At 69.6% G+C, this 20,360-nt stretch carries 21 protein-coding genes; 9 read left to right on the forward strand and 12 right to left on the reverse strand.

The genetic code is table 11. From position 1 onward, the window contains the following. From LX88_RS27465 to LX88_RS27480, 4 genes are all read right to left on the reverse strand, one after another. Entirely contained in the window at positions 1–987 is a 987-nt protein-coding gene (locus LX88_RS27465; RefSeq protein ID WP_258950678.1) for a 1-aminocyclopropane-1-carboxylate deaminase, read from the reverse strand. Continuing rightward, positions 984–1,613: a GntR family transcriptional regulator gene (locus LX88_RS27470; protein ID WP_258950679.1), complete on the reverse strand. Its 630-nt coding sequence runs from the start codon at positions 1,611–1,613 to the stop codon at positions 984–986. The genes LX88_RS27465 and LX88_RS27470 overlap by 4 nt, the downstream gene beginning before the upstream one ends. Before the next feature lie 349 nt (positions 1,614–1,962). After that, positions 1,963–2,523 carry a GNAT family N-acetyltransferase gene (locus LX88_RS27475; RefSeq protein WP_090073213.1) on the reverse strand — a complete coding sequence of 187 codons (561 nt, stop codon included), beginning with the start codon at positions 2,521–2,523 and terminating at the stop codon, positions 1,963–1,965. Beyond that, complete coding sequence (locus tag LX88_RS27480) at positions 2,520–3,008, reverse strand: YbaK/EbsC family protein (RefSeq protein WP_258950680.1); 489 nt, start codon at positions 3,006–3,008, stop codon at positions 2,520–2,522. Before LX88_RS27480 ends, LX88_RS27475 begins: the two co-directional genes overlap by 4 nt. Positions 3,009–3,211: 203 nt before the next feature. Between LX88_RS27480 and LX88_RS27485 the strand changes: the two genes are divergently transcribed. Beyond that, positions 3,212–3,631, forward strand: coding sequence for an SAV_6107 family HEPN domain-containing protein (locus tag LX88_RS27485; RefSeq protein WP_090073464.1), 420 nt, complete (start codon positions 3,212–3,214; stop codon positions 3,629–3,631). Then, positions 3,628–4,374, forward strand: a complete 747-nt coding sequence (locus LX88_RS27490) for a maleylpyruvate isomerase N-terminal domain-containing protein (protein WP_258950681.1) — start codon at positions 3,628–3,630, stop codon at positions 4,372–4,374. The genes LX88_RS27485 and LX88_RS27490 overlap by 4 nt, the downstream gene beginning before the upstream one ends. Here the strand turns inward: LX88_RS27490 and LX88_RS27495 are convergent. Next, positions 4,351–5,916, reverse strand: coding sequence for an alkaline phosphatase D family protein (locus LX88_RS27495; protein WP_258950682.1), 1,566 nt, complete (start codon positions 5,914–5,916; stop codon positions 4,351–4,353). The two genes, LX88_RS27490 and LX88_RS27495, sit on opposite strands and share 24 nt — an antisense overlap. Before the next feature lie 24 nt (positions 5,917–5,940). Here LX88_RS27495 and LX88_RS27500 point away from each other — a divergent pair, with 24 nt between their 5' ends. After that, positions 5,941–6,435 carry a VOC family protein gene (locus LX88_RS27500; protein WP_090073205.1) on the forward strand — a complete coding sequence of 165 codons (495 nt, stop codon included), beginning with the start codon at positions 5,941–5,943 and terminating at the stop codon, positions 6,433–6,435. A 30-nt stretch (positions 6,436–6,465) separates the two neighbouring features. On the opposite strand, the gene LX88_RS27505 is transcribed toward LX88_RS27500, so the two are convergent. Together LX88_RS27505 and LX88_RS27510 are read right to left on the reverse strand one after the other, a co-directional pair. After that, positions 6,466–6,798, reverse strand: coding sequence for a hypothetical protein (locus LX88_RS27505; protein WP_258950683.1), 333 nt, complete (start codon positions 6,796–6,798; stop codon positions 6,466–6,468). 112 nt (positions 6,799–6,910) lie between these two features. Then, entirely contained in the window at positions 6,911–8,563 is a 1,653-nt protein-coding gene (locus LX88_RS27510) for a DUF885 domain-containing protein (protein WP_258950684.1), read from the reverse strand. A 99-nt stretch (positions 8,564–8,662) separates the two neighbouring features. Here LX88_RS27510 and LX88_RS27515 point away from each other — a divergent pair, with 99 nt between their 5' ends. After that, the gene (locus tag LX88_RS27515) at positions 8,663–9,325 is read left to right on the forward strand and encodes a DUF3153 domain-containing protein (protein ID WP_372511431.1); all 663 of its coding nucleotides are present in this window, start codon (positions 8,663–8,665) and stop codon (positions 9,323–9,325) included. Here the strand turns inward: LX88_RS27515 and metF are convergent. After that, the gene (metF, locus tag LX88_RS27520; RefSeq protein WP_258950686.1) at positions 9,322–10,203 is read right to left on the reverse strand and encodes a methylenetetrahydrofolate reductase [NAD(P)H]; all 882 of its coding nucleotides are present in this window, start codon (positions 10,201–10,203) and stop codon (positions 9,322–9,324) included. The two genes, LX88_RS27515 and metF, sit on opposite strands and share 4 nt — an antisense overlap. A 67-nt stretch (positions 10,204–10,270) precedes the next feature. Between metF and LX88_RS27525 the strand changes: the two genes are divergently transcribed. The 3 genes from LX88_RS27525 to LX88_RS27535 all read left to right on the forward strand — a co-directional run bounded on the left by LX88_RS27525 (position 10,271) and on the right by LX88_RS27535 (position 13,873). Next, a complete protein-coding gene (locus tag LX88_RS27525; protein ID WP_307791247.1) occupies positions 10,271–11,374 on the forward strand; it encodes a polyprenyl synthetase family protein in 1,104 nt (367 codons plus the stop codon). Between the two features lie 169 nt (positions 11,375–11,543). Continuing rightward, entirely contained in the window at positions 11,544–12,992 is a 1,449-nt protein-coding gene (gene mptB, locus LX88_RS27530) for a polyprenol phosphomannose-dependent alpha 1,6 mannosyltransferase MptB (protein ID WP_258950688.1), read from the forward strand. Continuing rightward, complete coding sequence (locus LX88_RS27535; RefSeq protein ID WP_258950689.1) at positions 12,989–13,873, forward strand: phytoene/squalene synthase family protein; 885 nt, start codon at positions 12,989–12,991, stop codon at positions 13,871–13,873. Before mptB ends, LX88_RS27535 begins: the two co-directional genes overlap by 4 nt. An 8-nt stretch (positions 13,874–13,881) precedes the next feature. Here the strand turns inward: LX88_RS27535 and LX88_RS27540 are convergent, their stop codons facing one another. Further along, on the reverse strand, positions 13,882–14,280 hold the full coding sequence (locus LX88_RS27540) for a hypothetical protein (RefSeq protein ID WP_258950690.1): 399 nt from the start codon (positions 14,278–14,280) through the stop codon (positions 13,882–13,884). A 69-nt stretch (positions 14,281–14,349) separates the two neighbouring features. Next, entirely contained in the window at positions 14,350–14,715 is a 366-nt protein-coding gene (locus LX88_RS27545) for an Rv2175c family DNA-binding protein (RefSeq protein WP_245983951.1), read from the reverse strand. A 101-nt stretch (positions 14,716–14,816) separates the two neighbouring features. Between LX88_RS27545 and pknB the strand changes: the two genes are divergently transcribed. After that, positions 14,817–16,835: a Stk1 family PASTA domain-containing Ser/Thr kinase gene (pknB, locus tag LX88_RS27550; RefSeq protein WP_307791331.1), complete on the forward strand. Its 2,019-nt coding sequence runs from the start codon at positions 14,817–14,819 to the stop codon at positions 16,833–16,835. A 72-nt stretch (positions 16,836–16,907) separates the two neighbouring features. Here pknB and LX88_RS27555 read toward each other — a convergent pair whose 3' ends face one another. Continuing rightward, positions 16,908–18,296 carry a class II 3-deoxy-7-phosphoheptulonate synthase gene (locus LX88_RS27555; RefSeq protein ID WP_258950692.1) on the reverse strand — a complete coding sequence of 463 codons (1,389 nt, stop codon included), beginning with the start codon at positions 18,294–18,296 and terminating at the stop codon, positions 16,908–16,910. A gap of 176 nt (positions 18,297–18,472) precedes the next feature. Between LX88_RS27555 and LX88_RS27560 the strand changes: the two genes are divergently transcribed. Beyond that, a complete protein-coding gene (locus LX88_RS27560) occupies positions 18,473–19,480 on the forward strand; it encodes a DUF2891 domain-containing protein (RefSeq protein ID WP_258950693.1) in 1,008 nt (335 codons plus the stop codon). 95 nt (positions 19,481–19,575) lie between these two features. On the opposite strand, the gene LX88_RS27565 is transcribed toward LX88_RS27560, so the two are convergent. Beyond that, on the reverse strand, positions 19,576–20,340 hold the full coding sequence (locus LX88_RS27565) for an IclR family transcriptional regulator (RefSeq protein ID WP_258950694.1): 765 nt from the start codon (positions 20,338–20,340) through the stop codon (positions 19,576–19,578). Positions 20,341–20,360 lie beyond the last annotated feature (20 nt).

Below are 20,360 nucleotides of genomic sequence, written 5' to 3' on the forward strand. Positions count from 1 at the left end.
CTAGGCGGGAAACAGCGAGCTGTAGGCGTTGAGCGCCGGCTGCCCGCCGAGGTGGGCGTAGAGGACCGTGGAGTCGCGGTCGATCTCACCCGACGACACGAGGTGGATGAGCCCTGCGAGGGACTTCCCCTCGTAGACCGGGTCGGTGATCATCGCTTCCAGCCCGGCACCGAGCCTCATGGCCTCCAGCGTGGACTCGTCGGCGATGCCGTAGGTGCCGGCGTGGAAGCGGTCGTCGAGGAGGATGTCCTCTTCGGACACCGTGACCTCGCGGAGCTTCGCGGTGTTGTGCGCGATGCGGGTGATCTGCTCCAGGGTCTCCGCGGGTTTGGCGGACGCGTCGATGCCCAGCACGCGGCGGTCGGTGTCGTTCGCGAAACCGGCCACCATGCCCGCCTGGGTGCTGCCGGTGACCGAGCAGACGATGATCGTGTCGAAGAAGACGCCGAGCTGGGCTTCCTGCTGGCGGACCTCGTCGGCCCAGTTCGCGAATCCCATGCCGCCCAGCGGGTGGTCGGAGGCACCGGCGGGAATCGGGTAGGGCTTGCCGCCGTTCGCGCGGACCTCGTCGATCGCCTGTTCCCAGGCGGGTTTGACGCCGATGCCGAACTCGGCGTCCACCAGCCGGACGTCGGCTCCCATCATGCGGCTGAGCAGGATGTTGCCCACGCGGTCGCTGCCGACGTCGGACCACTCGACCCAGCTCTCCTGCACCAGCACGGCCTTCAGGCCGGCGCGGGCCGCGGCCGCCGCGACCTGGCGGGTGTGGTTGGACTGGATGCCGCCGATCGACACGAGCGTGTCGCAGCCGGTGGCCAGGGCGTCCGCGACGAGGTACTCGAGCTTGCGGGTCTTGTTGCCGCCGTAGGCGAGTCCGGAGTTGCAGTCCTCACGCTTCGCCCAGACGGCGGCACCGCCGAGGTGAGCCGTGAGGCGGTCCAGGCGGTGAACCGGAGACGGACCGAAGAGAAGCGGGAATCTGTTCACAGTTCCTCCTTCAGCGTGTTCCAGTTCTGGTCGACCAGGGTCGTGGCCAGCAGTTTGTCGCCCTGCTCGCACGCCTCGATGATCTGTTGGTGCTGCGTCACGGAATGCCGTGCGTTCGGCGAGGAGAACCGGCTGTGCTCGATCCTGCGCACCAGCGGCGTGAAGCGGTCGATGGTCGCGGTGATCGCGAAATTGCCGCAGCAGCGGACGGCCACGGCGTGGAACTCGTCGTCGGCGGCCAGCGCGGCACCGGCGTCGTCGGCGTCGAGCGCCTTCTTGAAAGCCTTGTTCGCGAGGCGCATCGCGGCGATGTCCTCAGCCGTCATCTTCGGCACCGCCAGCCCGATGGCGAGGGAGTGCATCGTCTGCACGACGACGAGCGCATCGTGCACGGGCTCCGCTTCAAGCGCGGTGACACGGGTGTAAGCGTGCGGCTTGGTCTCGACGAGACCCTCGTCGGTCAGCGTGGCGAGCGCCTCGCGCACCGGGGTGCGGGACAGACCCAGCCGTTCCGCCAGCTCGACGTCCTTGATGGGCGTGCCCGGCTCCAGATCACCGCGCACGATCGCCGACCGGATCTCGGCCGCCGCTCGCTCCTTCAGCGACCCATATCCAATATATTGCATATTGGTGAGACTAGGGCTGGGGCCACGTGATCGCAACCAAGGCAGCTCGACCTGGCGGTATACACGCTCTCTCGCCTCACCGCACCCCACCCGCGCCAACTCGGCAGCCATTGCAATGAGTCTTTTGCGGACGTCCGCAAACGTTTTTTGCATGGAGACGGTGCTCGACGTGGTCGAGCCAGCAGGGCGGGAACCGTGCGCGTTCGGCTACGACATGTCCGAGGAGAACGGCTGCCGGCCTGGATAAATGATCATGGGACGGGAAGTGGTCCCGGCCGTCTCACTCCTGAACCGCAGCGCGGAGCCACGCGGGCTGCGCGGGAGCCGGACTGACCTTTGAGGCTGCCGGTCAGACCGGCAGCTTGCGGCCGAGGACCGCGAACGGGCGCGGGTCGCCGGTGAACTGGTAGTGCCGCAGCACGTCCTCGAAGCCGACGCGGCGGTAGAGCTTCCACGCCTTGCTCGGGCCTTCGGGCGTGGAGAGCAGCACGCAGGAGGACCGCACGCCTTCCAGCAGGCGGCGCAGCAGGTCCTCGCCGAGGCCACGGCCCTGCGCGCGCGGCAGCACATGCAGTTCGGTGAGCTCGAAGTAGTCGGTGAGCCAGCTGTCGACGACGGCGGGCGGCGAGACCTGCATCAGTCCGCGCCGCACCTGCTCGTGCCACCACTGGCCGTTCGCGCCTCGGTAGCCGTAGCCGATGCCGACGAGTTCGTCCTGCTCCCCCAGCGCGACGACGCAGCGCCAGTCCTCGCGCATCATGTGGGCGAGCCACATCGGGGCGCGCTGCTCGACGGTGGCGGGCGGGTAGTTCATCGCCGTCACGTACAGCGCGAGGGCTTCGCCCAGCCGCTCGTTCAGTTCCGAGGCGGTGATCTCGACGATGCGCTCCAGGCGCGGCGAGGCCGTCATGCCTTCACCGCCGCGACGCGTCCGTCCGTCAGCGCCACCAGATCGGCGAAGGTGGTGGGGTAGACGGCGTGCGGATGGCCCGCGGCCGCCCAGATCTCCTCGTAGCCGGACAGCGACTCGTCCACCACGGTCTCGATCGGCGCCGGGTGCCCGACCGGCGACACGCCGCCGATCACCTGGCCCGTGTGCTCGCGGACGAACTCGGGGTCGGCGCGCTTGACGGCGTCCGCGCCCACGAGTGCGGCGACAAGTGACGTGTCCGCGCGGTGTGCGCCCGACGTCAGCACCAGCAGCGGGGCCGCCTCGCCGTCGCGCACCGCGGCGAACACCAGGCTGTTCGCGATCGCGCCTACCTGCACACCTACCGCCTCAGCCGCGGCTGCCGCGGTCCGCACGGCGTCCGGCAGCACGACGATGCGTGCGGCGGTGGCGGGCGGCAGGGCTTCCGCGACCTTGCGGATTCCGGGGTGTTCGAGCGCACTCACGTCTCCATGAGACCACGACTCGCGCCTACGCGGTGGGGCGGGTTGAGGAATCCATCGGCTGGCAGCTACTCTGGGGAGGACTCGAACAGGTGTTCGAGTTTCACCATGCCTCGGAGGTGGGGTGGGGGAAGCACCCCACCTCCGAGAGCCGCCGGCTTCCCCTCGGCGGTGACGTCGTTCACCGACGCCACGAGGAGGCCGAGATGACAGCCGATCTTTCGAATCCGGCAGCCTTCCCCATTCCGTTGCCCCCCGCGTCCGCGCTCGTCCTGCTGCGGCAGGCCCACGACTCGCTCGCCGAGTCGGAGCGCACGCCCGAGCCCCCGGAGCGGTTCGCGACCGCTTACCTCGCCGCGTTGCGCGCTGCCGCCGCGGTGCTCGCTTTACGTGGACGGCCCCACCGCGGGCGGTCGAGGCCGACCAGCGCGTGGGTGCTGCTCGCCGCGATGGCGCCGGAAATGACTGAGTGGGCCGCTTTCTTCGCGTCGTGGTCGTCCACACGGGCCGCCGTGCTCGCGGGGATCACCAGGCACGTCAACGCGCGCACGGCAGACGACCTGGTGCGCCAGACCCATCTGTTCGTGGCGCTCGTCGACCGTGTGATGAGCGAGGCGCAGCGGTGAACCACCTGGAAGTACTGCGCCGTGAGGCGGAGTTGCTCGTCATGTCCGCGATCGGCCAGCCACCGCACAAGGGCGTGCCCGCCTGCCCTGGCCTGAACCTCGGGGAGACCGTGCGGCACATCGGCGGCGGCTATCGCGGCGCGCTGGCGTGGATCAGACTCGGCCGCGAGCCCGAGATCGGGGAGTGGCAGGACTTTCCGGAGCCCGGTGAGGACGCGCTGGAGTTCATGCGGTCGGGCGCGGAGGCCGTGATCGCGGAACTCGAGGCGCACGACGAGGACGAGCCGTGCGCGACGTGGTGGCCTGATCAGCAGAACTACGGGTTCTGGCGGCGGCGGCTCGCGCACGAGACGACGGTGCACCGCATGGACGTCCAGGGCGCCGCTGGCATGGAGGTCGGTGCCGTCGCCGACGAGGTCGCGGCCGACGGCGTCGACGAGGTGCTCACGTTGTGGCTGGGGCACAAGCTGGACGTGCTCGGCGTGCGGGGGTCGCGGGACAGCCTCGTCACCATCCAGGTCGAGGACCACCTGTGGCTCACTCGCTGCGGCCCGCACGGCGCGTCGGCGTGGCGCGTGATCGACCCGGAGGACACCCACGTCGCCGACGCACAGGTATCCGCGAGCCCGATGACGATGTACCGCTGGCTGTGGGGACGGTTGCCCGACCGGATGGTCGAGGTGGTCGGCGACCACGACGCGATCGCGCAGCTGTGGGCGCTACTGCGGCTCGCGACCAAGTAGGACGCTCGCGGTCTCCTCGCCCGCTGCCGAGATCAGCCGGTAGCGGGCGCGGAGGCCGTCGAAGTCCAGTAGTGCCACGGAGTTCCCGAAGTGCGGGCCGCTGGTCTTGCGCCAGTGCACCAGGTCCTCCGGCACACCGACCAGCGTCGCGAGCCGGCGGAACACCCACGAGGCCGGGCGGGACCACGACAGCCGGAACCCCGGCCGCAGGAACTTCGGCGCCTCGTTGTGGATGGGCGAGCACACGAGCTGCGCGACCACGGCCTTGGTGGGCCTGGGGAACTCGGCCTCCGCGACATAGCTGTGGTGGACGTCGCCGGAGAGCACGCACACCGTGGCGGACCCGTTGTTCGCGGCTTTCTCGATCATGCGGGAGAGCCGGTCGAACGACTCGCGGAACGCCGGCCAGTGCTCCAGGTCGACCGCCTGCCTGATGCCCTCCGCCGCCTTGCCCTGCCAGCCCGGCTTGCGCGCGCCGATCTCGTTGATGGACTGCAGGTGGCTGAGCGAGTGCGGCATCAGCCACGGCAGTGACGAGCCGATCAGCAGGTGGTCGAAGTCACCCTCGGTGTTCCGCTCGATCCACTCGAACTCCTCGTCGCTGACCATCTGCCGCTTGCCCTCGTCGAGGATGCGGCCGGAACGCGTGTCGACCATGAGCAGCCGCGCGCGGCCGAACTCGCGGCGGAAGCTCCACCACGTCGACTTGCGGCCCTCCACCTCCTTGTCCGCTTCCTCGGCGAACTCCTCCAGCAACGGCAGCACGTCCGTGTCCTGGGCCTTCACCTTGGCGTACAAGGGGTTTCGCGCGAGCTCTTCCGGGCCCAGGTTGCCGAGGTGCTGGTAGACCCAGTAGGAGGAAATGGCACCGCGGATCCTGTCGCGCCACCACGGCTTGTCCGCCATCTCCTTGCGCCACACCGCGGACGTGTTCCAGTCGTCGCGCACGTCGTGGTCGTCGAAGATCATCGACGTCGGCACGACCGACAGCAGCCAGCGGATCTCCGGGTCGCCCCAGGTCTCGTGGTAGAGACGGGCGTACTCGCCGAAGTGCACGACCTCGCCGTCGGGTTCCTTCGTGCCGTCCCTCTTGTCCCGCAGCCACTGCTTGGTGGCCTCGGTGGGTTCGTCGGCGTAGACCTGGTCTCCCAGCAGGATCAGCGCCTGCGGCCACGCCTCCTCCGGCAACTTCATCAGCCGCTGCGCGAACGCGTCGAGCGCGTCGGGGCCGACCGGCTGGTGCGGGGCGGCACGGCACGACCCGAAGGCGATCTGGCGGACCTCACCGGTGCGGATGACCGGCTTCGGGAAGTCGCTGCCGGGTTCCGGCCAGACGTTCTCGCCGTCCAGTCTCACGTCGTACTCGGTGCGGGGCCCCAGGTCCTCGAGCCGGACGAGCGCGAAGTGCTGCCTGCCCGCCTGGAACGTGCGCGTGGTGTGCCCGGCGATCGTGACCTCGCACGAGGCGTCGGTCTCGACCCACACCGTCGCGGACGATGCGTCGACGTATCTGAGGAGGGGTCCGAGCACCAGCTTCGCCACTCGCGAGACAGTACCCTCGTACGAGTGGAAATCACGTTCGAGGCGGCGGATCCCTCCGCGCTGGCCGCGTTCTGGTCCGAGTTCGCCGGTGACGAGATCGAGTTGACGTTCGTGTGGAGCGACGCTCCGAAGATAGAGAAGAACCGGGTGCACCTCGACCTGGCGTCGACGTCGCCCGAACACCAGGCGGACATCGTGGCGCGGGCGTTGAAGCTCGGCGCCGAACACGCCGACGTCGGTCAGGCCGACGTGCCGTGGGTGGTGCTGCGCGATCCGCAGGGCAACGAGTTCTGCGTCCTCGAACCCCGGCCCGAGTACCCCGGCGTGATCGCGGCCGTCGTCGTCGACTCGCGTGATCCGCTGGCGTCGGCCGAGGCGACCGGGCACCCGGTGGCGCGCAGCGGCGACGGCTTCGCCTCGGTGCGGCCCGAGCCGGGTCCGTGGCTCGAGTTCGTGCGGACCGACGACCCGGAGCCGATCACGAACCGCGTGCGCGTCCGGTGGGCGGATCCGGCGTAAGGGCCGGCGTAGCCACGGCAATCCGAGATATCAGTTTGCTGATACGTCGGCTTGATACGCCTCCAGCAGATCGACCAGCGTGTCAGTGAGCGAGATCCCCGACTCGACGGGCACCTGACCTATGCCGGCACCCTCGTCGAAGATGTCCGGAACCGCCGTTGACGCGATCAGGTAAGACCAGTGAACGGGCGATCCGGCGTTACCGGTTCGTGTGGCCACGTACTCCTGGAACCCCGAGAGCGGCACTGCTCCGAGCGCCGAGTTGTAGCCCTCCACGAAGGCGACCGCGGTGCCGTACCTGTCATCCGGCAGATACATCCGGCGCCGATGTCTCAGGTGGAAGCACAGCTCCCGCAAGTCCATCGTTCGGCCCCCAATTTCCCCGCTTGTGCAAAAGACGTTTGCGGACGTCCGCAAACGTCTTTTGCGTAAGGGTGGGTAAGCGCAGGTCAGAGCGTTGCGCTGGGCGGTGGCGTCAGAGGGCGGCCAACCGTTCACGAAGGGTGTCGAGGCCCATCGCGCCCATCTCCAGGGCTTCCTTGTGGAAGCGCTTGAGGTCGAAGTCGGCGCCCTTGCGGGTCCGCGCGTCCTCGCGGGCGGCGAGCCACAGGCGCTCGCCGATCTTGTACGCCGGGGCCTGGCCCGGCCAGCCGAGGTAGCGGTCGATCTCGTCGCGGACGTGCGCGGGCTCCGAGAGGGTGCGGGTCATCATGAACTCGAGGCCGAGTTCGGGGGTCCAGCGCTCGCCGGGGTGGAAGCCGGTGCCGGCCGGGATCTCCAGTTCGAGGTGCATGCCGATGTCGATGATCACGCGGGCCGCGCGGAACAGGTGCGCGTCGAGCATGCCGAGCAGGTCGCCGTCGTCGTCGAGGTAGCCGAGTTCGCGCATGAGGCGTTCCGCGTAGAGCGCCCAGCCCTCGCCGTGGCCCGACACCCAGCAGATCAGGCGCTGGAAGTCGTTCAGCTTCTCGGACTGGTACACCGCCGTCGCGCACTGGAGGTGATGGCCCGGCACGCCCTCGTGGTAGACCGTCGAGGTCTCGCGCCACGTCGGGAACACCGACTTGCCCTCGGCGATCGACCACCACATGCGGCCCGGGCGGGAGAAGTCCGCGGTCGGCTGCGTGTAGTAGGCGCCGACGGCACCGCCGGGCGGGGCGATCCTGCACTCGAGGTTCATCAGCGCGTCCGGCAGGTCGAAGTGCACGTCGCGCAGGTCGAGCAGGGCCTTGTCGGACAGTTCCTGCATCCACGCCTGCAGGCCGTCCTGGCCGTGCACCTGGTAGCGCGGGTGCTCGTCGAGGAACGCCGCGGTCTCCGCCAGGGTGGCGCCCGGCTTGAGCCGCGCGGCCACCTCCTTCATCTCGGCCTCGATGCCGAGGAACTCCTCCCAGCCCCACGCGTAGGCCTCGGCGAGGTCGAGCCGCGAGCCGGTGAAGTAGCGCGAGCCGAGGCGGTAGCGCTCCTCGCCGACCGCGTCCTTCACCGGCGCCTGAGGAGCCAGCGTCGTGCGGAGGAACGAGGCGAAGTCCGCGTAGGCGGCGGCAGCGGCGGTGGCACCGGCGTCGAGAGAGGTGCGCACGGAACCGTCGACGTCGGCGGAGGCGGCGAACGGGCCGAAGAACGTCGTGGCGAAGGTGTCGCACTGCTTGGCGACCTGGGTGACCTGACGCAGTGCGGAAACGTGGCCGCGGGAGGCGGCGTGCGAGAGAGAGGCGCGCAGGCCGTCCAGTGCGGCGGGCACGGCGGAGAGGCGGCGGCCGATGGTGGCCCACTGCTCCGGCGTGTCGGTCGGCATCTGGTCGAAGATGTCGCGCACGGACTGGATGGGGCTCGCGATGACGTTCAGCGAGGACTCGGTCTCACCGGCCTCGTAGAGCTCGTGCTCCAGGCCCGTGCGTTCCAGGAAGACGGCGCGCGCCGCCTCCTCCGAGGCATCCGCCGGCTGCGCGGCGGTGATCGCGGCGAGAGCGCGGACGGCGAGTTCGTCGCGCGCCGCGTGCCCTTCCGGGGAGAGGTCCGTCAGCTGGTCGTCGGAACCCGCGAAGCCGAGACTCGTGGCCGCGATGGGGTCGAGCGCCACGTAGTCGCTGACGAATTTGTTGCTGATCTCGTGCACGGATGCCATGCGCCGAGACGCTACCTCGCGCCTCACGACACCAAAAGGTAGTTAGTCAAGCTCACGACCTTCGGAGGGAACCTGCGTCGTTCGGGTCGTACTGGCAGGATGTCCGCCGTGCGTCGTTCCCGGGCACTGCTGCTGCCGGTCTTCTTGCTACTCACCCTGTTCTCGCTGAGTGGTTGCGTTCGCGTGTACGCCGCCATGGCCGTGTCCGACGACGACCGCATCTCCGGCGAGATCGTCGCGGCCACGCCACCGACGCAGGACAACGACCCCGGTCCGCAGCTCAAGGTGCCGCCAGAGCTCGCGAGCCGCGTCACCACCAAGCCGTACCGGGTGGAGTCGTACGCGGGCACGCAGCTGTTCTTCAACGGCCTGTCGTTCGACGAGATGCGGACCCTGTCGACGTCCACCAGCTCGTCGAACAGCCGCTACAGCCTCAACTTCCGCCGGTCGGGTGATCTTGTCACCCTCTCGGGGTCGGTCGACCTGACCCAGGTGCCCGTCGAACGCGCGGACATCCAGATCAAGGTCAGCTTCCCCGGCAAGATCGTGAACACCAACGGCCGCGAGGAGGAGAACAACACGATCGCGTGGTCTCCGAAACCCGGTCAGGCGTCGATGCTGCAGGCCACCGTGCAGTACGCGGGTGAGAACTCCAGCTCGTTCTTCGGCTGGGCACTGCTGGTCGCCGGGCTCACCGGCGGTGCCGCGCTGATCGTCGTCGTGCTCGCGCTCATCGCGCACAAACGCAACGTCACCCTCTAGGCGCGCGTGACCAGACCCAGGCGCCCGAGCACTTCCTTCGTCGCCTTGGATCTGTTCATCGTGTAGAAGTGCAGCGCGGGAACGCCCTCGTCGAGCAGCCGCTGACACATCTCGGTCGCGATGTCGATGCCGGCCGCCCGGAACCCGGCGGCGTCGTCCAGGTACGGCTCCAGCCGGCGCGAGACGTCGAGCGGCAGGTCCGCACCGGACAGCTCCACGATCTTGGCCAGGCCGCGCGGCGAGAGCATCGGCATGATCCCGGGCAGGATCGCCGCGGAACAGCCCGCGGCCGCCACCCTGTCGCGCATCCGCAGGAACGGCTCCGGCGCGTGGAACAGCTGGGCCACCGCGTAGTCCGCGCCCGCGTCGAGCTTGCGCAGCAGGAACTTGAGGTCGGTGTCGAGGTCGCCCGAGCGCGGGTGCCCGTAAGGGAACGCCGCCACGCCGACGCAGAAGTCGCCGAGCTCGCGGACCAGCCGCACCAGCTCGTCGGCGTAGTTGAGGCCTTCCGGGTGCGCGACCCACTCGCCCATCGGGTCGCCGGGAGGGTCGCCGCGCAGCGCCAGGATGTTCCGCACGCCGATCGCCGCGTACCAGCCGATGACGTTGCGTAGTTCCGCCACCGAGTGCTCGACGGCGGTGAGGTGCGCGACGGGGAGCAGCGTCGTCTCCTGCGCGATGCGGCCGGTGGCGCGGATCGTGCGGTCCCGGCGCGACCCGCCGGCACCGTAGGTGATCGACACGAACGCCGGGTCGAGGCCTTCCAGTTCGCGGACGGCCTTCCAGAGGACCTTCTCGTCCTCCGCGTCACGGGGAGGCAGGAACTCCACCGAGAACTTGGGTGACTCACCCCGGAGCCGCTCCACCACCGACGTCATGGGACCAACCCTAGTGGGTCTTCCGCCAGGTGGGACTGCCGCTCACCATGTGGTACGCGGCCCCGACATGCGGGTGGCCCCGGACACAGCGGAACATGGACGTGTGTCCCACCACCCGATCGACGTTGCGTTGCCCCAGCACGTCGAAGCAGCGTTGACCACGTATCTGGCCTCCCGCCGCGCGTCCGGCGAGGCGATGGACCCGAGCTTCGCGAGCGCCGTCGACGCGCTCTCCGATTTCGTGCTGGGTGGTGGCAAGCGCATCCGCCCGACCTACGCGTGGTGGGGCTGGCGCGCGGCCGGTGGCGATCCCGGCGGCGAGCTCGCGGACGAGGTGCTCACGGCGGTCAGCTCGCTGGAGCTGATCCAGGCGTGCGCGCTCATCCACGACGACCTGATGGACGCCTCGTCGGTGCGCCGGGGCAGGCCGACGGTGCACATCGCGTTCGGCGAGCGGCACCGCGAGCAGTGCTGGCTCGGCTCGGCGGAGCGGTTCGGCATGTCGGCGGCCGTGCTGATCGGCGACGTCGCGCTGGCGTGGGCGGACGACATGCTCTTCGCCGCCGGGCTGCCGTCCGAGGTGCTGCGCCGGATGAGCGAGCCGTGGCGGGACATGCGCACGGAGATGCTCGCGGGCCAGTACCTCGACGTGCTGACGCAGGCACGGGGCGACTCGTCCCCCGACGCCGCGTTGCGCATCGACCGGCTCAAGACCGCCGCGTACACCGTCGAACGGCCACTGCACATGGGCGCGGCGATGGCGGGCGGCTCACCCGAGCTGATCGACGGGCTGCGCGCGTTCGGTGCCGACATCGGCGTCGCGTTCCAGCTGCGCGACGACCTGCTCGGCGTGTTCGGCGACCCCGAGGTGACCGGCAAGCCCGCGGGTGACGACCTGGCCGAGGGCAAGCGCACGCTGCTCGTCGCGCTCGGCACGCAGTTCGGCGCCGATGTGCTCGACACCGCTCTGGGCAAGCCCGACCTCGACCTCGACACCGTCGAGCAGGTCCGGCGCGCGCTCGTCGAGGTCGGCGCCGTCGACGCCGTGGAGGAGCGCATCGAGGAGCTGACGAAGAGCGCGCTGGCCGCCCTCGACGACGCTCCCGTGGCCGAACCGGCCGCCACCAAGCTCGCCGACCTCGCGATCAGCTCGACGAAGCGGACCTTCTGAAGTCGATCATGCACCTCCTCCGATGAGGGTTGATTAAGTCCTCGTGACCGTGTGGGCCGTTGCTTGCTGACGCTTACGCGCGTTGTGCAACGATGTTCGGGCGATGGCAGCAACTCCGTCCCCACCCCGCACGAGCTCCGAGGCGTCGATACAGGAGCTTCAACCAGTCGTGCGCACGAACACCTACGCCATCCCCATCCGCACGACCATGCTCGGCCTGCTGGGCGTGGCTCTGATCGCGCTCGGGGGCATGGGTGCCGGCGCGATCCTGGAGCGCGACCCGCTGCTCGCCCAGATCGGGCTGAGCTGGCTGCGCTACGGCCACGGCCGCGACCTCGCGAGCATGGTCCTGTACCTGGGGCTGGGCCTCGTCATCTGGGCGTGGATCCGGCTCGGCCGCCTCGTGCGGTGGGGCGAGATCGGCGACTTCGCGGTGCTGGTCGCGGTCACGGTCTGGACGTTGCCGCTGCTGTTCGCACCGCCGCTGTTCAGCAAGGACATCTACAGCTACCTGGCCCAGGGCCAGCTCGCGCTGAGCGGCTACGACCCGTACACGGTCGGGCCCGCGGTCCTGCAGAGCACGCTCAGCGAGAACGTCAGCTGGGTGTGGCAGCACACGCCCGCGCCGTACGGGCCGTTGTTCATCCTGATCGCCAAGGCGATCGTCTGGATCACGGACGCCAGCGTCATCCTCGGCGTCGTCGCCATGCGCTTCTCCCTCGCGGGCGGCCTGGTGCTGCTGTGCTGGGCGCTGCCGGGCCTGAGCAGGCACCTGGGCGGCAAGTCGGCGATCGCGCTGTGGCTGGTCGCGGCGAACCCGCTGGTGCTGATCCACCTCATCGGCGGCGCGCACAACGACCTGCTGATGATCGGGCTGATGGCGGCCGGCGTGCTGCTGGTGCTCGACCGCAGGCACGTGCTCGGCTTCGTGCTGCTCGCCCTCGCGTTCTCGGTGAAGGCGACGGCGGTCGTGATCGTGCCGTTCCTCGTCTGGATCTGGGCGGCGCGCCTGGACGGCGACAAGCGCGCCCAGTTCCGCAAGGCGCTGCTGCCGGGCCTCGCCGCGTTCCTCGGCACGTTCGCGGTGTGCACGGTCGTCGCCGGGGTGAACCTCGGCTGGATCCCGGCGCTGCGCAGCTCGTCGATGATCATCAACTGGTTGTCGCTGCCGAGCGCGGTCGGCGACTTCGTGCGCATGGTCGTGAACTGGTTCGTCTACGTCGACGGCGGCATCTTCATCGGCGTGGCGCGGGCGCTGGGCTCCGCGGTGCTGATCTGGATCGCGTACACGCAGTGGTGGGCGGCCCGCGACGGTGAGGTGCGCGACGCCATCCGGCGGGGCGCGCTGACGATGCTGGCCGTGGCGCTGCTGTCGCCCGCGACGCTGCCCTGGTACTTCACCTGGCCGCTGGCGCTGGCCGCCGGGTTCGCGTGGAGCACGGGCGCGCTGGTCACGGTGACGGTCGCGTCGCTGTTCCTGCTGCTGGTGACGTTCCCGAACGGCGACACGGCGCTCTACTCGTGGGGCTACCTGTTCTTCGCGCTGGCGGTGTCGGGCCTCGCGGCGCGGTCGCTGGTGAAGCCGGACCCGTTCGGCCTGTCCACGCGCTACGAATGAGCCCCGGGACCCTGGGCTCCGCCTACGCCGCCTGCCGCCGGGTCAACGCCCGGTACGGCAGGACGTTCTTCCTGGCGACGACGCTGCTGCGGCGTGAACAGCGGCCCGCGGTGCACGCCTTGTACGCGTTCGCGCGCTGGGCCGACGAGATCGTCGACGCCGCCGGCGTGAACGACCGCGCGGGCGAACTCGACGAGGTGGAGCGGCTCCTCGACGAGGAGCCGTCGAACCCGGTCCTGCTCGCCCTGGCCGACACGATGCGCCGCTACGACATCGACAGGTCGCTGTTCACCGATTTCCTCGCGTCGATGCGGATGGACCTCGACGTCACCGAGTACGCGAACCTCGACGCGCTCGGTCTCTACATGCACGGCTCCGCCGAGGTCATCGGGCTGCAGATGCTGCCGGTGCTCGGCACCGTCGTGCCCCGTGAGCAGGCCGCTCCGTACGCGGCACGGCTCGGGACGGCGTTCCAGCTCACGAACTTCCTGCGCGACGTCGGCGAGGACCTCGACCGCGGCCGGGTGTACCTGCCGCAGGACGTGCTCACCGCGCACGGCGTCGACCGAGATCTGTTGCAATGGGTTCGCCGTCATCGGCGCGCAAACGACCGGGTGCAAAGGGCGCTCGACGACCTCGTCGCGCACTCATATGCGATATATCAGTCCGCGGAACCGGGCATCGACATGCTGTCGGTGACGTCCCGCCCCTGTATACGCACTGCATACACGCTGTATCGCGACATCCTGGGGCTCATCGGCTGCGAGGTGCTGTGGCGGCGCGTGGCCGTGCCGAACTCACGACGGCTGGCGGTGGCGGTGCCCGGCGCCGGCCGGGCACTGCTCGCTCGGGCCCCGTTCGCACGCACGGCGACGCGATGAACCCCGCTTTAGATCACGACGACGCCGACGATGTTCGACGTCGCGGAGGCGTAGACGCTCGTGCCGGGGAAGAAGAGGCGCAGGTCGGCGGACGCGTCGATGCTGAGCTTCGCGGTGAAGGTCGAGTTCGGCTGGCAACTGCGGGTGTAGATGTTCGTCCACACCGACGCGCTCACCCTGACCTGGGCGAACACGTCCAGTCCCAGCGTGAGCTGACGCTCGCCCTTGACGCCGAGCTTGCCCTTGATCTGGAGCTGGTCGCCCTTCTTGAGCTTGACCTTGGCGCCACCCGCGTCGAGTTCGAGCGTGGTGGGCTTGGCCTGCACCACCGGCGCGGCGGTCGCGGCGACCGGCGCGAGGAGCAGTCCGAGGGCGGTGAGACCTGCGATGAAAGTCTTGGTGATCATGTGCACCAGCTCAGAGGTTCCGGGCGTCTCGCGCTCGCTGAGACGCCCGGAACCGCTGCAACGGGTGAACTAGAAGCCCATGGCCTGCGCGCGGCGCTTTACCTCACGCCCACGGTCTCCGCGCAATGCTTCGATCGGAGTGCCAGGGAGGCTTTCGTCCTCCGTGAAGAGCCAGCGCAGGATCTCGTCCGTGGAGAAGTTCTGGTCGCGCAGCACCGTGATGGTGCCGGTCAGACCCTTCACCACCCCTCCGGCAGCGATGAACGCCTCGGGGACGACGAGAACGCCGGCCCGCCGCTCGGCGAGCAGTTGCCCGTCGCGCAACATTTGGTGGACCCGGGTGACCGGAAGTCCCATTCGGTCGGCCACCTCGGGGAGAGGAAGAACCTCCAGGTCGGCAGCCAATACATCCGCAGCGGCAGGAATCGCACTCACGGGGGTCACGATGCCATAACCGAACTGGGAACGCCCTTCCGCCAACCGGGTCATCCTGAGCTTTACCATCTCGCACTGTGGAGAGGTCGGTTTCGAACGTGATGGGTGGACTGCTGGAGCAGCGCTACCGGGTGGACTCCGTGCTGGCGCGCGGTGGCATGTCCACCGTCTATCGAGGTCGCGACACCCGCCTCGATCGCGATGTGGCCATCAAGGTGATGGATCCGCACCTGACGGCGGACCCGGCGTTCGTCGCGCGCTTCGAGCGCGAGGCGCGCGCGGCGGCCCAGTTGCACCACCCGGCAGTGGTGTCCGTGCACGACCAGGGCGTCGACGGTGACCAGGTGTACCTGGTGATGGAACTGATCGACGGCGGCAATCTCCGTGACCTGCTCAACCAGCGCGGCAAGCTCGTTCCCGCCGTGGCGTTGAGCATCCTCGGGCCGGTGCTGTCGGCGTTGGGCGCCGCACACCGCGCCGGTCTCGTGCACCGGGACGTGAAGCCGGAGAACGTGCTGATCGGACCGGGTGGCCAGGTGAAGGTGGCCGACTTCGGACTGGCCCGTGCGATCGCCGAGAACGGTGTCACGAGCGACAGCGAGATCCTGGGCACAGTCGCCTATCTTTCACCTGAACAGGTGGAATCCGGCTCGGCGAACGCGCGCAGTGACGTCTACGCGGCCGGGATCGTGCTCTACGAGATGCTGGCGGGTCAGGTGCCCTACCGCGGCGAGACGCCCATCTCGGTGGCCTACCAGCACGTGAACTCGGACGTCCCGTCGGTTCCGGAGATCCCGCTGGCGCTCGACACGCTGGTGCGCAAGGCGACGCGGCGCGACCCGGTGCTGCGACCCCCGAACGCCGACGCGTTCCTGGCCGAGTTGGAGCGCGTGGGCTCGGAGCTGGGCCTCACGCCGCAGCCGGTGCCCGTGCCCGGTTCGGCGCCCGAGAACGACAGGACCGTCGTCATGCGGCCGGTCCCCGTCGCGGTCGGCGCCACGCCTCCCTCGGCCGCCGAGCTGACCAGGCCGGTGGTGCCGAAGCCGCCCCTGAACTCGGCGGCGATGACGACGGTCAGCACCGGGCCTCCTCCGACGCCGCCTCCCGGCATTCCCCTCGGCAACTCGGCGACGCGCACGATGCAGCGGCCGGAGCCGCCGCGCCGCCGTCCCCCGCAGAAGCGCAAGCCGAAGGTCGACCCGGTCGAGGCGGAGCGCAAGCGGCGCAAGAAGCTCTTCACGATCTGGGGTTCCGTGGCCGCCGTCGTGGTGGTCCTCGTCGGACTGTTCTCCTGGTACGTCAGCGCGAACCGCTACACGGAGATGCCGTCGGTGGCCGGGCAGTCCGAGCAGAACGCGATGCTGCTGCTCTCGAAGGCCGACCTCACCGGGCTGGTCGAGAAGGTGCCGTCCAACGACGTCCCCAACGGCACGGTCATCAGCTCCGACCCCGGACCTGGCGCCGAGCTGCGCAAGAACGAGCAGGTGAAGCTCGTCGTGTCGCGCGGCAGGCCCGTGGTGCCGTTCATCACCGCCGGTGCCGAGGTGGAGGCCGCGACCAAGGAGATCCAGGCCGCGGGGTTGAAGACGGCCAAGGACCCGGCGAAGGACGCGTTCCACGACACCGTGCCGATCGGCAAGGTCGTCGGTGTCGACCCGCGTCCGGGTACGGCGCTCGACCTCGACGCGCCGGTGACCCTCATCCTGAGCAAGGGCCCGCCGCCACGCCTGCCAGTGCCGAACGTGACGGGCAAGACGAAGGACGAGGCGACCGCTGAGCTGCAGCGCGCCGGTCTGGAGGCGGTCGACGCGGGTGGCGACGACGCGCCGGAGAACAACGGGTCACGCGTGGTGCGGACGGATCCGCCCGCGGGCACGGTGCTGGACCCGACGCAGAACAAGCGCGTCACGCTCTTCTACCAGAACAAGAACAACGAGGAGATCGAGGTCCCCGACGTCACCCGGCAGAAGGTGCGGGAGGCCAAGGAGGAGCTCGAACGGGCCGGCCTGAAGGTGAAGGTCGAGTTCAACAAGAGCAACAACGCGACCGTGGTGAACCAGTCGATCCCGCCGCGCACGCGGGTGAAGCGAGGAACCGAGATCACGATCGTCGGCCTCTGACATGGGCGAAGCGAAGGGCCCCGCGTTCTCGACGCGGGGCCCTTCGTTCTTCAGCTCGTCTTCAGGAAGCCGTCAGGACCGCAGCATCTCGGCGACGAGGAACGCGAGTTCGAGCGACTGCTGCGTGTTCAGGCGCGGGTCGCACGCCGTCTCGTAGCGGCCGGCGAGGTCGGCGTCGGAGATCTCCTGGGCGCCGCCGAGGCACTCGGTGACGTCCTCACCCGTGAGCTCGATGTGGATGCCACCGGGGTGCGTGCCGAGGCGGCGGTGCACCTCGAAGAAGCCCTGGACCTCGTCGACGATGCGGTCGAAGTGCCGGGTCTTGTAGCCGGTCGACGACTCGTGCGTGTTGCCGTGCATCGGGTCGCACTGCCAGATGACCTTGTGGCCGCTGGCCTCGACCTTCTCGATGATGGCGGGGAGCACGTCGCGCACCTTCTGGTTGCCCATGCGCGAGATGAGCGTCAGGCGGCCCGGCTTGTTGTGCGGGTCGAGGCGCTCGACGTACTCGACGGCCATCTCCGGCGTCGTCGTCGGGCCGATCTTGAGACCGATCGGGTTCGCCAGCATCTCGGCGAACGCGATGTGCGCGCCGTCGAGCTGGCGGGTGCGCTCACCGATCCACACGAAGTGCGACGACAGGTCGTACAGCTTGGGCTCGTCGCCCGTCGTGTCGAGGCGGAGCAGCGCGCGCTCGTAGTCGAGGAGCAGCGCCTCGTGCGAGGCGAAGATCTCCGTGCCGTGCAGCGACTGGTCGTTCACACCGCACGCCGACATGAACTTCAGGCCGCGGTCGATCTCGCCGGCCAGGGCCTCGTAGCGCTCACCCGCGGGTGAGGTGCGCACGAAGTCGCGGTTCCAGTCGTGCACGCGGTGCAGGTCGGCGAGACCCGCGCCGGTGAGCGCCCGCAGCAGGTTCATGGCCGCGCCGGCGTTCGCGTACGCGCGGATCATGCGGCCGGGGTCGGCGACCCGGGCCTCGGGCGTCGCGACCAGGGAGTTGATGATGTCGCCGCGGTAGGACGGCAGGCCGAGCGCGTCGATGCCCGACGAACGCGGCTTGGCGTACTGGCCGGCGATGCGGCCGACCTTCACCACCGGAAGGCTCGCGCCGTAGGTCAGCACGACAGCCATCTGCAGCAGGGTCCGGATGTTCGCGCGGATGTGCGGCTCGGTGTTGTCAGCGAACGTCTCCGCGCAGTCACCGCCCTGCAGGAGAAATGCCTCACCGTTCGCGACCTGCGCCAGTTGCGTGTGCAGCCGGTCGATCTCGGCGGGCACGGTGATCGGCGGCACGCTCTCGAGCACGGTCCGCACGCGACGCACCTGTTCGGCGTCGGGCCATTCGGGCTGCTGGGCGGCCGGGCGCGACAGTGCGTCGTCCAGGCGCTTGCGCATCTCGGGAGGCAGCGGCGGAAGCTCGGGAAGCGTGTCGATGGGCACGTCCACGGTCCAGTTCACGCTGCTCATCCTAGTTGTCCCACACTGAGAGACCGGGTCGGGCCCGTCAGCGCTCGCAGGGGTCCCGGCCTGGGCTTCATCCGGCGCAGCGGCCGTTACCTCCGGCGGGGTGAAGTCTGTTACTCGTCAACTATCCGCCTCTGCCCTGTTGAGACGTCGCGTTGCATGATGTGGCCATGAACGCCACCCGTTTGGATGACAGCACCGCGACCCGGCTGCTGGGCATCGCGGTCGACAACGTCCAGCGCGACCATCCGGTGCACTGGACGCACGTCATCGACGGCGACGACCGGCTCGTCCCGCAGCGGGTGCTGCACCCCGTGTTCGCCGGGTCGTTCGACTGGCACTCGTGCGTGCACCAGACGTGGCTGGCCGTGCGCCTGCTGCGGTTGCGTCCCTCTCTCGCGGGAGCGGACACGGCCCGCAACGCCCTCGACAAGCTGATCACTCCGGACAACTGCGCCACCGAGGCCGCGTTCTTCGCCTCTCCGGCCGGACGGCACTGGGAGCGGCCGTACGGCTGGGCGTGGCTGCTGCTGCTCGACGCCGAACTGCGCACCTCCGGACTTCCGTGGTCGGTGGCGCCGATCGCGGAGGTGCTGCGCGACCGATGGCTGGAGTGGATCTCGGTGGCGCGCCTGCCGATCCGCACCGGCACCCACAGCAACACCGCGTTCGCGACCGGTCTCGTGTTCGACGCCGCCCAGGCGACCGGCGACACCGAACTGGCCTCCGCGTGTGCCGCCGCGGCCCTGCGGTGGCACCGCGACGAGGCCGGGTACGGCGGCTTCGAACCGGACGCCGCCGACTTCCTCTCCCCCGCGCTGACGACGGCCGACCTGATGCGGCGCGCCCTGGACACCGCGGAGTTCGCCGGCTGGCTCGACGCCTACCTGCCGGAGCTCGAGTCGGAACGGTGGCGCGTGCTGCGCGAGCCCTTCCCGGTCGACGACCCCAGCGACCCCTACGGCTCGCACCTCGCCGGGCTCGCGTTGTCGCGCGCGTGGAACTGGGAGGCGATCGCGGAGGCACTGCCGGCCGGGCACCGGTACCTGTCGCTGGCCCGCGCGGCGTCGTCGGCGCATCGCGAAGCCGGGTGGACGTACGTGTTCGGCGGGCACGGCTACATGGCCGACCACTGGCTCGGGACGTTCGGTGCCTACCTCGACGTCAAAGCCTTCTGACCTGCGCTTACACCCCTTATGCAAAAGACGTTTGCGGACGTCCGCAAACGTCTTTTGCATAAGGCCGGACAAAACGGTCAGCGATATATTGGATATCAGCTGCCGGACGACAGCGTGGCGCGCCGGATCAGCGTCAGCGCGATGCCCGTCGCCGCCGCGTGCACCGAGGCCGCGTGCGCACGGGGATCGAACCGGGTGGTCGGCCCGGCGACGCTGACCGCGGCCAGCACGGCACCGTCGTGGCCGAGCACCGGCGACGCCACGCAGGCGAGGCCGACCTTGGACTCCTCGAACTCGTAGGCCACCGCCGTCTGCCGGATCGTGGCCAGCTGGCGGCGGAGCATGCCGGGCGTGACGACCGTGCGCGGGGTCAGGCGGGCCAGCGGAGCGGACAGGACCTCGGTGCGCAGGGACGGCGAGGCGTGCGCGAGCAGGGCCTTGCCGATCGCGGTGGCGTGCAGGGGCATGCGCCCGCCCAGGCGTGACGGTGAGGACGCCTGGCGGTGGCCGCCGATCTTGGTGGCGTAGACGACTTCGTGGCCCTCCAGGAGTCCCAGGTGGACGGTCTCGTGGGTGCGCTCGTAGAGGTCTTCCAGGTACGGCGTGGACACCTCGACCAGGCGGCGTTCGACCGACGCGCGGATGCCCAGCTGAAACAGGTGTCCGCCCAGGCGGTAGCCGCGCGCGCCGCGGTCGAGCAGGCGCACCTCGGCCAGGTCGCCCAGGACGCGGTGCAGCGTCGCCTTCGACAGGCCGGTGCGCCGGCCCAGTTCCGCGAAGCCGAGCTCGTCGTCGTCGGCTCCGAAGGCGTTCAGCACCGACATCACCTTGCCCAGCAGGGTGTTCGGCACCTCGGTCATCACTCGATCGTGCCACCGAG

The sequence above is a fragment of the Lentzea californiensis genome (assembly GCF_024648825.1).
Lineage (GTDB): Bacteria > Actinomycetota > Actinomycetes > Mycobacteriales > Pseudonocardiaceae > Lentzea > Lentzea californiensis.

Coding starts and splice junctions, on each gene's coding strand:
- LX88_RS27485 (WP_090073464.1), top strand. CDS start 3,212: ATGACAGCCGATCTTTCGAATCCGGCAGCCTTCCCCATTCCGTTGCCC.
- metF (WP_258950686.1), bottom strand. CDS start 10,203: ATGACGTCGGTGGTGGAGCGGCTCCGGGGTGAGTCACCCAAGTTCTCG.
- pknB (WP_307791331.1), top strand. CDS start 14,817: ATGGGTGGACTGCTGGAGCAGCGCTACCGGGTGGACTCCGTGCTGGCG.
- LX88_RS27470 (WP_258950679.1), bottom strand. CDS start 1,613: ATGCAATATATTGGATATGGGTCGCTGAAGGAGCGAGCGGCGGCCGAG.
- LX88_RS27565 (WP_258950694.1), bottom strand. CDS start 20,340: ATGACCGAGGTGCCGAACACCCTGCTGGGCAAGGTGATGTCGGTGCTG.
- LX88_RS27535 (WP_258950689.1), top strand. CDS start 12,989: ATGAGCCCCGGGACCCTGGGCTCCGCCTACGCCGCCTGCCGCCGGGTC.
- LX88_RS27515 (WP_372511431.1), top strand. CDS start 8,663: ATGTCCGCCGTGCGTCGTTCCCGGGCACTGCTGCTGCCGGTCTTCTTG.
- LX88_RS27510 (WP_258950684.1), bottom strand. CDS start 8,563: ATGGCATCCGTGCACGAGATCAGCAACAAATTCGTCAGCGACTACGTG.
- LX88_RS27475 (WP_090073213.1), bottom strand. CDS start 2,523: ATGACGGCCTCGCCGCGCCTGGAGCGCATCGTCGAGATCACCGCCTCG.
- LX88_RS27560 (WP_258950693.1), top strand. CDS start 18,473: ATGAACGCCACCCGTTTGGATGACAGCACCGCGACCCGGCTGCTGGGC.
- LX88_RS27525 (WP_307791247.1), top strand. CDS start 10,271: ATGCGGGTGGCCCCGGACACAGCGGAACATGGACGTGTGTCCCACCAC.
- LX88_RS27540 (WP_258950690.1), bottom strand. CDS start 14,280: ATGATCACCAAGACTTTCATCGCAGGTCTCACCGCCCTCGGACTGCTC.
- LX88_RS27505 (WP_258950683.1), bottom strand. CDS start 6,798: ATGGACTTGCGGGAGCTGTGCTTCCACCTGAGACATCGGCGCCGGATG.